We start from the raw sequence: 12,632 nt of genomic DNA on the forward strand, positions 1-12,632 counted from the left end.
CCCGTCGGTAGGCCCTACGTTCACTGGTGTCAGGGGATCGGGCCCCGCGACGGTGCGATCCATCGACACGATGTGCTCGATCCCGGTTTCTCTCGGGAGGAGCGCTTCAGTGCGCAGGAACATCCTGGCCATCACCGGCACCGCCGGTGTGCTGGCCCTCGTCACACCAGCCCTGTCCACCGCCGCACCGGCTGGTGACGACACCCTCACGCCGTCGCAGCAGACGGCCCTCGACCTGGGCATCCAGGTCGCGCAGAAGGACGCGGGCGCGGCCGCCCTCAAGGCGACCACCAACCCCAACCCCTACCTCGCCAACCTGCCCGACATCGAGGACGCGAACTACTTCGCGTGGAACCGGAAGATGGCAGCCGACGCCGACGAGCGGGCCGGGTCCGCCAAGCTCGCCACCGCACGTCGCCAGGCGCTGCGCAGCACCCGCACCGGCGTCTCGGCCAAGGCCGTGCCGACGCCCTTCGTCCACGACGAGGAGGAGCCTGCCGGCACCTCCGGGTCCAACGACTCCCACCTCGACGCCGAGCCCATCACCCCGTTCGGCACCGGGTCGGCGAAGCTGCCGGCGGTACGCATCCTCGGCAGCCTGACGCCCCCCGCCACCACCGCGCCGCGCACCGTCACGACCACCGAGGACCAGGGCGCCATCCCGCTCGCGACCTCCACCGGCATCGCCGGCACCGGCGCCGCCACGACGACGTCCGTGCTCGGCGACGGTCCCCACGGGACGACCGGCGACGCGACCAACGACTTCGACTTCTACTCCGTCGAGGTGGGCGCCGGCATGACGCTGAGCGCCTCGACCATCGGCAGCCCCACGACCACCGACACGATCCTGGTCGTCTACACGGCCGACGGCGAGCCGGTCGCGGCCAACGACGACGCCGCGTTCGGCACCCTCGCCAGCGAGGTGACCTACAAGCCGGCCGAGGCCGGCACCTACTACGTCCTCGTGGGCGGCTACGCCACCGACCCGCTGCCGGCGGACCCGTTCGACTCGGGCAGCGGTGCAGGCGGCGCCGACACCGGCGACTACCGTCTGGCCGTGTCCAGCGCCAAGCTCGACGCCGACTTCTACTCGGTGCGCCTGCGTCCCGGCGACACCATCGGCTCGACCGGCACCGGCTCGGTGACCGGCCTGACCGTGCGCACGCCGTCGGGCGAGCAGCGCGTGGGCGGCGTCGAGACCGACGCGTCCTCGCTCTACCCGCCGACGTCGCCGCTGCCGGGCGGCGGCAACACGACCATCGCCTACGTCGCGGAGGAGGCCGGCTGGTACTCCGTCGAGGTCTCCGGGGCGACCGGCGCCTACGACGTCACCGTCGAGGGCTACCGTCCCGGCACCCAGGGTGACCGCGGGCGTACGCAGACGGTGCTGCTCGACTTCGCCCCCGGACGCGTCAACACCGGCACGTGGGGCGGGCCGGGCGTGCGCAGCGTCTCTCCCTTCGCCGCCTTCGTCCCGCAGTGGGGCATCGCGCGCGCCGACGCGCGCAAGGTCGAGAACCGCATCGTGAACCTCGTCCGCCGCAACCTGCAGGCCGAGCTGTCGGGCACCAACCCGGCGGTGAACGTGGAGGTGCTCAACGCGCGCACCAATCCCGAGCTGATCGGTCAGGAGAACGTCTCGCGCATCTACGTCGCCGGGACGATCGCCGAGACGGCCATCAGCACGATCGGCATCGCGCAGTACATCGACCCGGGCAACTACGGCCACGAGGACGAGGCGATCGTGCTGCTCGACGTGCTGAGCGCGCCGGCCGGCCCGGCCTCCTCGCTCAACACCTACCTCACCGCCGCCAGTGACCGCATCGGCTTCGTCTCCGCCGCAGTGGCCAACGTGACGGCGCACGAAGTCGGCCACACCATCGGCAACTACCACACCGACAACGCCGACGAGATCCACAACATGATGGACAGCGGCGGCGCCAACTTCGGCCAGAACCTCTACGGCGTCGGGCCGGACAACCTCGGCGGCACCGCGGACGACGAGAACATCGAGTTCGTGACCGACACCTACTCCCCGGCGGAGGGCTTCACCGGGCTGGAGGACACCGAGAACGTGTCGTCCTGGGCGTACGCCGGCCGCTGAGCCGACCCGCCCCGCTCCGGCACGACCCCGTCGGGCACCGCTCGACGAAACCTTCACCCGGGTCTTCCGTGTTCTCCAGCGGAGGGCCCGGGTGTTTCGGTACGGTGTGGTCGTATCCAAAGGGGGGTGCCGGAGGTGGACGTGCGTGGGGCACGAGGGATCGCCGCGGGGGCAGCGATCCCACCACCTCCGGCTCGCCGCCCCTACGACGCCAGCGGCCGCCGGGCAGCCGCCGAGCAGCGGCGGGTCTTCGTGACCGTGACGGCCGCGGGTCTCTTCGCGGAGCGCGGCTGGCGCGGCACCACCATCGCCGCGGTCGCACGCGAGGCGGACGTGTCGGTGGAGTACGTCACCAAGACCTTCGGCGGCAAGCAGGCGCTGCTCATGGAGGCGATGCGCTCGGCCACGTTCGGCCGGAGGGGGTCGCTCCAGGACGCCTTCGCCGAGCTGGCGCTGGCCGACGAGCCGGACCGGCAGGTGCGACTCGACCGCTTCGTCGACTTCGCCTGCGCGTCCGTGGTCCCGATGGCGCCCTTCGTCCCCGCCATGGTCCAGGGGGCCTCCGAGGACGAGCGGATGCGCAGCGTGCTCGACACGGCCCGCGCCGGGCACGTCGAGGTGGTCCGTGAGGCGGTCCCGCTGCTGGCGACCGGCCCCGTGCACGACGACGCCGTCGACGAGATCGTCGTGCTCACGCGCGCCGAGACCTACCTGACGTTCGCCGTCGAGCTCGGCTGGGCCGGGGGCCGCTACGCGCGGTGGTTGCGCCGCGCGGTCGGCCGCGCGGTGGGCCTCACGGGGTGAAGCCCGCCCGGGTCGGTGCAGTACGCACGACCACGGCCGAGGCGGGTCGGGTGAGCAGGCGGGAGCGGGCGGCGCGGCCGGCCACGACGAAGACCCCGGCGTTGCTGCGCGTCACCAGGCCCGGGGAGCGGGTCGGGTCGCCGGACGACACGCGACCGGTCAGTCGCGAGCGCTCGCCCGGGACCGCCGCGCGGACGAAGAGGTCGCCGCGGGTGTCGACCGCCGCCACGTGCAGCCGGTCCGCCACCACGCCCACGGCGGGGGAGGCGTACGGCGACCACTCGCCCGCGAGACTCGCGGGCCGGCTCCAGCCGCGCCCGCGCAGGATGCGCACCCGGAGCGTCCCGTCCGCGCCGACCTGGTGCACGTAGGTGGTGCCGTCGCTCGCCGTCGTCAGCGCGGGCGTCGAGGTCACCGACGCCCGCGCCCCGGGGAGGCGGAGCAGGCGACGACGCTCGACGGTCTGGACGGCGGTCGAGCCGTCGGCGCCGACCGCGACGAGCAGGGTGCGACCCGTGCGGTCGCTGCCGAGGACGGGGGCGACGTGGGTGGCCCACGCGCCGGCCCGGCCGACGCGCGCCGGTCGGCTCCAGCGGCCCTGCTGCGTGAGCCGCCGGGTGCTGAGGGTGCCGTCGGGGGAGGTGGTCGCCAGCAGGGGGCGACCGGTGCGGGTGAGCGTGAGGGCCGGGCTCGCCGTCGGCGCCGAGGAGCCGACCGCGCGCAGCCTCAGCCGTCCGTCGCGCAGGCGCCCCGCCAGCACGCGGCCGTCACGGGCGGTCGCCGCGATCCAGGGCATCCCGGTGCGGTCCAGCGCCAGCGCCGGCGCGGCGAGCGGGGAGAACGCCCGACGCGGACCGGCGACCCGCATGGGCCGGCCGGGACGCGAGATCCAGAGGGTGCCGCGGTCGTCGACGCGCGCCCTCGACGAGTCGCCGAGGCCGTCGGGCACCGAGACGACGGGCCGGTCGGACCCGAGGAGCGGCGACGGCGCCACGTCGGCCAGGTGGAGGTAGCGGAACTCGCCGACCGGGACCGTACGGCTGCCGTACCCGCCCGCGACGCCGTGGTTGTACTCCTCGACCGTGACGGTCCCCGGGCCGATCGCGCTGACCCACGCGACGTGGCCGACCCGGCCGGCGTCGGTCTGGGCGACGGCGCCGATCGCGGGGACGTCGTCGACGCGGTAGCCGAGCCGCCGGGCGACGTCGTCCCAGTTGGCCGCGTTGCCCCAGTGCTCGCCGCCGAAGTGGTTGCCGAAGCCGGCCATCCGGTTGCGCTCCTGCAGCCGCCACGCCACGAAGCTCGTGCAGTTGCGCAGCACGAAGCCCCACGAGTCGCCGATGGAGCCGTTGATCGACCACACCCGCCTGGCGCAGGTCGGCTTCGGTCCGCGCGGGTCGTAGAGGTGGCCCGACACCGGGTCGAGCACGGGCGGCGGGGGAGGCGGCGGCTCGACCGCGGGCTCGGCGTCCCCGGCTCCCGCTGGGCCGTCGTCGGCCTTGCCGGGCGGTGCGATCTCCGGCGTCGGCTCCTCGATCGGCTCCTGCGGCACGATCGGGCACTGGCCCTGCCACGCCCACGGGTAGTCGTCCTCGGCCTGGGCAGCCGAGAGCGTCCCGGTCACCAGTCCAGCGGCCAGGCATGCGGGCGCGAGCACGCGCGCCAGTAGTCCCCACTTCCCCACCCGGAGGACGCTAGGCAAGGTGGAGGTCGCGCGTGGCGTTTTTGCCGACCTGTTGCCGAGCAGTGGAGGAGGCCCCCGGGGAGCGGGCCGCGGCACCTGCCTACGCCGCCGATAGGCTTCGGTCCGTGACCGAGATCGAGATCGGCCGTGCCAAGCGCGGTCGCCGCGCCTACTCCTTCGACGACATCGCGATCGTGCCCTCGCGGCGCACCCGCGACCCCGAGGAGGTCAGCACGGCCTGGCAGATCGACGCCTACCGCTTCGACATCCCGGTGCTCGCCGCCCCGATGGACTCGGTCATGTCCCCGTCGACCGCGATCGCGCTCGGCCAGATGGGCGGCCTCGGGGTGCTCAACCTCGAGGGCCTCTGGACCCGCTACGACGACCCGTCCGGCCTGCTCGAGGAGGTGGCCGGCCTCCAGGGCACCGAGGCGACCCGCCGGATGCAGGAGATCTACACCGAGCCGATCAAGCCCGAGCTCATCACCGCGCGGCTCAAGGAGATGCGTGCCGCGGGCGTCACCGTCGCGGGGTCGCTGTCACCGCAGCGCACCAAGGAGCACGTGAAGGCCGTCGTCGACGCCGGTGTCGACATGTTCGTCATCCGCGGGACGACCGTCTCCGCCGAGCACGTCAGCAGCCAGGCCGAGCCGCTGAACCTCAAGGAGTTCATCTACGAGCTCGACGTCCCGGTCATCGTCGGCGGCTGCGCGACCTACCAGGCCGCGCTCCACCTCATGCGCACCGGCGCTGCGGGCGTACTCGTCGGCTTCGGCGGCGGCGCCGCCCACACCACCCGCACCGTCCTCGGCGTCGCGGTCCCGATGGCCAGCGCCGTGGCGGACGTCGCCGCCGCCCGCCGCGACTACATGGACGAGTCGGGCGGCCGCTACGTGCACGTCATCGCCGACGGCTCGATCGGCAGCTCCGGTGACATCGCCAAGGCCGTCGCCTGCGGCGCCGACGCCGTGATGATCGGCTCCCCGCTCGCCCGTGCCACCGAGGCCCCCGGCCGCGGCTTCCACTGGGGCAGCGAGGCCACCCACTCCGAGCTCCCGCGCGGCGAGCGGGTCGCGTTCGCCCCGGTCGGCTCGCTGGAGGAGATCATGTTCGGCCCGTCCCGCGTCGCCGACGGCACCATGAACCTCGTCGGGGCCCTCCGCCGTGCCATGGCGACCACGGGCTACACCGAGCTCAAGGAGTTCCAGCGCATCGAGGTCGTCGTCCAGCACTGACGGACTGAGGACAGTGGAGCCGTGAGGTCACCCGGTGACCTCGGGACTCCACCATCTTGTCTCCACAGATCGGCCGTGGGCCTGTCGACCGGCCCCGCAGGGGTCGCAGGGTTGCTCCGTGCGCGAAGACCCGTCCCTGACCGCGATCGCCGCCCTGCTGCGTGTCCAGTCCGGGGTCGTGGCGCGTCATCAGCAGCTGGCGGCGGGGCTCGGCCCCCACGACGTGCGCAGGCTGGAGCGGCACCGCGACCTGGTCCGGGTGCTGCCCCGGGTCCACGTCGCGCACACCGGTGAGCCGACGTGGGTGCAGCGTGCCTGGGCGGCCGTGCTCTACGCGTGGCCGGCGGCGCTCGTGCGCGAGTCCGCACTCCGGGCAGCCGATGGTCCTGGCCAGCCGGGACGGGACTCCGGTCCCATCACGGTCGGCATCGACCTGCAGCGTCGGGTGCGGTCGCTGCCTGGAGTGGTCGTGGTCCGCACGTCGGACCTCGAGGCCCGCGCGCGGTGGAACCTCGGCCCGCCCCGCGTGCCCTACGACGACGCGGCGCTCGACGTGGCCCTGCACGCGGGGTCCGAGATGGAGGCGCTCGCGGCCGTCACGCGCGCGGTGCAGACCCGACGCACGACCGCCGTACGCATCACGTCCGTCCTCGCCGGACGCTCACGCGCACCTCGCCGGGCATTCCTCGAGCGTGTCCTCGAGGACGTGGCCCACGGCACCTGCTCGGTGCTCGAGCACGCCTACCTCACCCGGGTGGAGCAACCGGACGGGCTGCCCCCGGCGCTGCGCCAGGTGCGCGAGGTCACGGCCAGCGGGATCGTCTACCGGGACGCCGACGTGCTCGGCCTGACGATCGAGCTCGACGGCCGGCTGTTCCACGACACGGCGGAGCAGCGGGACGCGGACGCCGAGCGGGACCTCGACCTCGCCGTGGTCGGCCGCGACGGCGTACGCCTCACCTGGGGTCAGGTGGTCGGCCGGCCGTGCAGCACCGCGGCCAAGCTCGACACCATCCTGCGCGCTCGCGGCGCTCCCGCTGGTCGAGCATGCGGACCCGGCTGCGGGCTCCGCCAGGTCCCTTCCTCAGGTGGCCCTGAGACACTGGCACCATGACCCTCGCCAAGGCCCTCGACGCCGACCAGCGGGCCGACGCCCTCGACCAGCTCGGGTCGGGCGAGCTCGACGTGCTCGTCGTCGGCGGCGGCATCGTCGGGGTCGGCGCGGCGCTCGACGCCGTCACGCGCGGGCTGAAGGTCGGGCTCGTGGAGCAGCGCGACCTCGCGTCGGGCACGTCCTCGCGCTCCTCGAAGCTCGTGCACGGCGGGCTGCGCTACCTCGAGATGTTCGACTTCGCCCTGGTCAAGGAGGCGCTGGAGGAGCGCGGCCTGCTGCTGACCCGGCTCGCGCCCCACCTCGTACGCCCGGTGCCGTTCCTCTACCCGCTCGAGCACGCCTGGGAGCGGCCGTACGTCGGGGCCGGGGTCGCGCTCTACGACGGCATGGCGATGGCCGGGACCTACGACATGGGCGTGCCGAAGCACAAGCACGTGTTCCGCAAGCAGCTCACGCGGATGGCGCCCGACATCAGGACCGACGACCTGCACGGCGCGATCCGCTACTACGACTGCCAGGTCGACGACGCGCGGCTGGTCATGACGATCGCGCGGACCGCGGCCAACAACGGGGCCCACGTCGCGACCCGGACCAAGGTCACCGGGTTCCTGCGCTCGGGTGACGGCGACGACGCGCCCGTGGTCGGCGTCCGCGCCCGCGACCTCGAGGGCCAGCGCGACCTCGAGATCCGCGCCAAGGTCGTCATCAACGCCGCGGGGGTGTGGACCGACGAGGTGCAGGACCTCCTCGGCGGTCGCGCGCAGCTCGACGTCGACGCCAGCAAGGGCATCCACCTCGTCATCCCGCGCGAGCGGATCCGCTCCGAGTGCGGCTTCATCACGAAGACCGAGAAGTCGGTCCTGTTCGTGATCCCCTGGGGCCAGTTCTGGATCATCGGCACGACCGACACGGCCTGGGACTTCGACCTCGCCCACCCGGCGGCGAGCAAGACCGACATCGACTACCTGCTCGGCCACGTCAACCGCCTCCTCAAGGACCCCCTCGACCACCGCGACGTCATCGGCGTGTGGGCCGGCCTGCGGCCGTTGCTCAAGCCGATGCGCAAGGAGGGCGAGATGGGGGAGACGACCAAGCTCTCGCGCGAGCACACCGTCGCCAACCCGGTGCCGGGCCTGGTCCTCGTCGCGGGCGGCAAGCTCACGACCTACCGCGTGATGGCCAGGGACGCCGTCGACCACGCGATCCGCGACTTCGACGCGACACCGGCCTCGATCACCGACCGGGTGCCCCTGATGGGCGCGTGGGGCCACGAGGCGCGCACCAACCAGCGCGTCGCGCTGAGCCGCTCGTCGGGCCTCGACATCGGTGTGGTCGACCATCTGCTCGGCCGTTACGGCGGTCTCGTCGACGAGGTCCTCGCGCTCATCGACCGACGCCCCGACCTCGCCGAGCCGCTGCCGGGCGCCGAGCACTACCTGCGGGCCGAGGTGCTCTACGCCGCCACCCACGAGGGCGCGCGCCACCTCGATGACGTGCTGGCCCGCCGTACGCGCGTGTCCATCGAGACCTTCGACCGCGGCGTCGCGGCCGCCCGCCCGGCCGCCGAGCTGATGGCGGAGGCGCTGGGCTGGGACGAGGCCCAGGTGGCCGACGAGGTGGACCACTACCTCCGGCGGGTCGAGGCCGAGCGCCAGAGCCAGCTGATGCCGACCGACCAGGAGGCCGACGAGGCCCGGGTCAAGGCCCCCGACATCGTCTAGAGCTGCTGGATCGGGCCCGGCGAGGAGAGACCGAACGCCTCGCGCAGCCCGGACCGCCTGCCTCGCGCCTCCAGTGCGTCGGCGGTCCTGCCGACCGGTCGCGACCACGGCCAGACGTGGTAGCCCATGAGGACCAGCGAGACGACGGCCCCGCCGGCGAAGGTGAGGAAGCCACCGTCGGGCAGGACGAACGCCAGCGCGATCGAGGCGATGGCGATCGACTCGATCAACGCGAAGCGCAGGATCATCGCGCCCTGGTGGCGCACCATCGCCTGCGCGGACGCGGCGTCGTCGTCGAGCGACGGGTCGAGGGCCGGCGGGCGGTAGCCGATCGCCTCGACCAGCACGTGGACCGCGACCCCGGCGGCGAGCTGGGCCGGCAGCACCCACACCGGCGGGGCCTCGTCGAGCGGCAGCACGAAGAAGAGCGCCAGGGCGATGAAGAACAGGCCGCTCACGAGCGTGCCCGCGACGAGCCGGTGCTGGGAGGCGAGGGGCGACATGGCCGAGACCCTAGCGTCCATCGGCGGCCGGGCGCGGTGGACAAATACTGCCGAGATGTCGAATGCTGGGACGGAAGTGACCAACCAGTAGCAACGCCGGGCACGCCGACCTACGCTTCGAGGATGAGTGAGCAGACCCCCGCCTCAGGTCCCATCACCGACGGTCCCGCGGACCCCGAGCACGACAGCACCGCGGCCTACGGCCTCGACCGGTCGTACGTCGCCAGCCTGACGCGTCGTGTCGTGAGCACGTCCGGTGCGACCGCCGCCGTCGCCTCGCCGATCGGCGGCACCCCGCTGGCCCACGTCCCGCAGTCGAGCCCGGCCGACGTGGCCGAGGCCTTCGCGCGGGCCCGCACGGCGCAGGTCGCGTGGGCCGCCACCCCGATCGACCAGCGAGCCGCGGCGATGCTCCGGCTCCACGACCTCGTGCTCGACCGCCAGGACGAGCTCATCGACCTCGTGGTGTGGGAGTCCGGCAAGGCCCGCAAGGACGCCTACCTCGAGGTCGCCCACCTCGCGCTGACCGCGCGCTACTACGCCCGGACCGCGCACGAGCACCTGGACACCAGGCGCGTCGGGGGCATGTTCCCGCTGCTGACCCGCGCGGAGGTCAACCGCGTGCCCAAGGGCGTCGTCGGCATCATCTCGCCGTGGAACTACCCGCTCACGATGGCGCTCTGCGACGGCCTGCCCGCGCTCCTCGCCGGCAACGCCGTGGTGTCGAAGCCCGACGCGCAGACGATGCTGACCGCGCTGCTGGCCGCCCAGCTCCTCGAGGAGGCCGGCTTCCCGGCCGAGGTGTGGCAGGTCGTGGCCGGCCCCGGTCCGGAGGTGGGAGGAGCGATCGTCGCGCACGCCGACTACGTCTGCTTCACCGGCTCCACCGCCACCGGCCGCACGATCGCACGCGGCTGCGCCGAGCGGCTGATCGGCTGCTCGCTCGAGCTGGGCGGCAAGAACCCGATGCTCGTGCTGCGCGACGCCGACGTGCACCGCGCGGCCGAGGGCGCCGTACGCGCGGTGTTCTCCAACGCCGGCCAGCTGTGCGTCTCGATGGAGCGGCTCTTCGTCGCCGACCAGGTCTACGACCGCTTCGTCGACGCCTTCGTCTCGCGCACCCAGGCCATGACGCTCGGCGCCAGCCACGACTGGTCGGTCGACATGGGCTCGCTGATCTCGCAGGCGCAGCTCGACACGGTCACCGCGCACGTCGAGGACGCCGTCGCCAAGGGCGCCACGGTGCTCACCGGCGGCAGGCACCGCCCCGACCTCGGGCCCTTCGTCTTCGAGCCGACCATCCTGGAGGGCGTCTCGGCCGACATGGAGTGCTTCGGCAAGGAGACCTTCGGCCCGGTCGTCTCGCTCTACCGATTCCACGGCGAGGACGAGGCGGTCGAGCGCGCCAACGACGGGCAGTACGGCCTCAACGCGTCGGTCTGGACCCGCGACGGCGCACGTGGCCGGGCGCTCGCGCGACGGATCAGGTGCGGCACGGTCAACGTCAACGAGGCCTACGGAGCGACGTTCGGCTCGCTCGGCGCGCCGATGGGCGGCATGCGCGAGTCCGGGATGGGTCGCCGGCAGGGCGCGGAGGGCATCCTGCGCTACACCGAGGCGCAGTCCGTCGCGACGCAGCGGCTGGTGCCGATCGCCCCGATGTTCGGGATGTCGGAGGAGACCAACGCGAAGGTGATGACCTCCGCGCTGCGCCTGCTCAACAAGCTCGGTCGCGCCTGACATGACCCAGGGCGACACCCGGCACTACGACGTCCTCGTCATCGGGTCCGGCTTCGGCGGCTCGGTCTCCGCGCTCCGGCTGACCGAGAAGGGCTACCGCGTCGGCGTCCTCGAGGCGGGCGCCCGGTTCGAGGACGGCGACTTCCCGGCCACCTCGTTCGACGCGAGGCGGTTCCTCTTCGCGCCCTCGCTGGGGATGTACGGCATCCAGCGCATCGACATGGTCAAGGACTGCCTGATCCTCGCGGGAGCGGGGGTCGGCGGGGGCTCGCTCGTCTACGCCAACACGCTCTACGAGCCGCTCGACGCGTTCTACCGCGACCCGTCCTGGGCGCACATCACCGACTGGAAGTCCGAGCTCGCGCCCTACTACGACCAGGCCAAGCGGATGCTCGGCGTCGTGCAGAACCCGCGCCACACCCCGGCCGACGAGGTGATGCGCACGGTCGCCGAGGAGATGGGGGTGGGGGAGACGTTCCACCCGACGCCGGTCGGCGTGTTCTTCGGCGGGCCCGACGCCGCGGGTGGCGAGCGGGTGGAGGACCCGTTCTTCGGCGGCGCCGGGCCGGCGCGCAACGCCTGCCTCAACTGCGGCGAGTGCATGACGGGGTGCCGGCACAACGCCAAGAACACGCTCGTCAAGAACTACCTCCACCTCGCCGAGCAGGCGGGGGCGGTCGTGCACCCGCTGACCACCGTGACCCGCGTACGCCCGCGCGCCGGCGGCGGCTACGAGGTGAGCGCGCGCTGGACCAAGGCCAAGCTCTCGCGGCGCACGGCGACGAAGACCTTCACCGCCGACCAGGTCGTCTTCTCCGCGGCGGCCCTCGGCACGCAGAAGCTGCTCCACCAGCTCAAGGGCGAGGGCGACCTGCCCGGCATCAGCGACCGCCTCGGCGTGCTGACCCGCACCAACTCCGAGGCGATCCTCGGTGCGCTCGCCCCCGCCGGCGGCCCGGTCGACTACACCGAGGGTGTCGCGATCACGTCGTCCTGGCACCCCGACGACGTCACCCACATCGAGCCCTGCCGCTACGGCAAGGGCTCCAACGCGATGGCGCTCCTGCAGACCGTGCTGGCCGACGACATCCCGGGGCGCTCGCGCGTACGCACGTGGGTGCGCGAGCTGTGGGCGCAGCGGCGCACCGCGCTCGACCTCTACGACTTCCGGCACTGGTCGGAGCGGGCCGTGGTGGCGCTGGTCATGCAGACCCTCGACAACTCCATCACCACGCGGGGCGTGAAGGGCCGCTTCGGCTGGCGGATGACCTCGGTGCAGGGCCACGGCAGGCCCAACCCGACCTACATCCCGGTGGCCTACGACGCCGTGCGCCGGATGGCCGACGTCATGGGCGGCACGGCGGGTGGCAACGTCGGCGAGCCGTTCAACCGGCCGCTGACCGCGCACTTCATCGGCGGCTGCACGATCGGCGACTCACCGCAGACCGGCGTCGTCGACCCCTACCAGCGGCTGTTCGGGCACGACGGCCTGCACGTCGTCGACGGCTCCGCGGTCTCGGCCAACCTCGGCGTGAACCCGTCGCTGACGATCACGGCCCAGGCCGAGCGGGCGATGGCGTTCTGGCCCAACAAGGGCGAGGCCGACCCGCGTCCCGCGCTCGGGCAGGCGTACGTCCAGGTCGCCCCGGTGGAGCCGAAGAACCCGGTCGTCCCGGACGCCGCGCCGGGTGCGCTGCGGCTGCCGATCGTCGGCGTCAGCTGAGCTG

General features: G+C 73.2%; 9 protein-coding genes. 7 read left to right on the plus strand and 2 right to left on the minus strand.

Annotation, left to right across the window (positions count from 1 at the left end):
- Positions 1-109: 109 nt before the first annotated feature.
- Together F4692_RS11790 and F4692_RS11795 are read left to right on the plus strand one after the other, a co-directional pair.
- The gene (locus F4692_RS11790; protein ID WP_179619817.1) at positions 110-2,104 is read left to right on the plus strand and encodes a PPC domain-containing protein; all 1,995 of its coding nucleotides are present in this window, start codon (positions 110-112) and stop codon (positions 2,102-2,104) included.
- Positions 2,105-2,245: 141 nt separating this feature from the next.
- A complete protein-coding gene (locus tag F4692_RS11795; RefSeq protein WP_179619818.1) occupies positions 2,246-2,908 on the plus strand; it encodes a TetR/AcrR family transcriptional regulator in 663 nt (220 codons plus the stop codon).
- On the opposite strand, the gene F4692_RS11800 is transcribed toward F4692_RS11795, so the two are convergent.
- A complete protein-coding gene (locus F4692_RS11800; protein WP_179619819.1) occupies positions 2,898-4,592 on the minus strand; it encodes a CHAP domain-containing protein in 1,695 nt (564 codons plus the stop codon). The genes F4692_RS11795 and F4692_RS11800 overlap by 11 nt on opposite strands.
- A 125-nt stretch (positions 4,593-4,717) precedes the next feature.
- On the opposite strand from F4692_RS11800, the gene F4692_RS11805 reads away from it, so the two are divergent.
- The 3 genes from F4692_RS11805 to F4692_RS11815 all read left to right on the plus strand — a co-directional run bounded on the left by F4692_RS11805 (position 4,718) and on the right by F4692_RS11815 (position 8,662).
- Positions 4,718-5,827 (plus strand): GuaB3 family IMP dehydrogenase-related protein, encoded by a 1,110-nt coding sequence (locus F4692_RS11805; protein ID WP_179619820.1) that lies wholly within the window; start codon positions 4,718-4,720, stop codon positions 5,825-5,827.
- A 118-nt stretch (positions 5,828-5,945) separates the two neighbouring features.
- The gene (locus F4692_RS11810) at positions 5,946-6,941 is read left to right on the plus strand and encodes a hypothetical protein (protein WP_218858402.1); all 996 of its coding nucleotides are present in this window, start codon (positions 5,946-5,948) and stop codon (positions 6,939-6,941) included.
- Entirely contained in the window at positions 6,938-8,662 is a 1,725-nt protein-coding gene (locus tag F4692_RS11815; protein ID WP_179619821.1) for a glycerol-3-phosphate dehydrogenase/oxidase, read from the plus strand. The genes F4692_RS11810 and F4692_RS11815 overlap by 4 nt, the downstream gene beginning before the upstream one ends.
- On the opposite strand, the gene F4692_RS11820 is transcribed toward F4692_RS11815, so the two are convergent.
- On the minus strand, positions 8,659-9,165 hold the full coding sequence (locus tag F4692_RS11820; RefSeq protein ID WP_179619822.1) for a hypothetical protein: 507 nt from the start codon (positions 9,163-9,165) through the stop codon (positions 8,659-8,661). The two genes, F4692_RS11815 and F4692_RS11820, sit on opposite strands and share 4 nt — an antisense overlap.
- Before the next feature lie 123 nt (positions 9,166-9,288).
- Here F4692_RS11820 and F4692_RS11825 point away from each other — a divergent pair, with 123 nt between their 5' ends.
- Positions 9,289-10,905, plus strand: a complete 1,617-nt coding sequence (locus tag F4692_RS11825) for a succinic semialdehyde dehydrogenase (protein WP_179619823.1) — start codon at positions 9,289-9,291, stop codon at positions 10,903-10,905.
- A gap of 1 nt (position 10,906) precedes the next feature.
- The gene (locus F4692_RS11830) at positions 10,907-12,628 is read left to right on the plus strand and encodes a GMC family oxidoreductase N-terminal domain-containing protein (protein WP_179619824.1); all 1,722 of its coding nucleotides are present in this window, start codon (positions 10,907-10,909) and stop codon (positions 12,626-12,628) included.
- The last annotated feature ends 4 nt before the right edge of the window (positions 12,629-12,632 follow it).

It is taken from the genome of Nocardioides cavernae, from assembly GCF_013410035.1.
GTDB lineage: Bacteria > Actinomycetota > Actinomycetes > Propionibacteriales > Nocardioidaceae > Nocardioides > Nocardioides cavernae_A.

What these genes read in the sequence shown, in the direction of transcription:
- F4692_RS11815 (WP_179619821.1), top strand. Translation starts at nt 6,938, where the DNA reads ATGACCCTCGCCAAGGCCCTCGACGCCGACCAGCGGGCCGACGCCCTC.
- F4692_RS11820 (WP_179619822.1), bottom strand. Translation starts at nt 9,165, where the DNA reads ATGTCGCCCCTCGCCTCCCAGCACCGGCTCGTCGCGGGCACGCTCGTG.
- F4692_RS11825 (WP_179619823.1), top strand. Translation starts at nt 9,289, where the DNA reads ATGAGTGAGCAGACCCCCGCCTCAGGTCCCATCACCGACGGTCCCGCG.
- F4692_RS11830 (WP_179619824.1), top strand. Translation starts at nt 10,907, where the DNA reads ATGACCCAGGGCGACACCCGGCACTACGACGTCCTCGTCATCGGGTCC.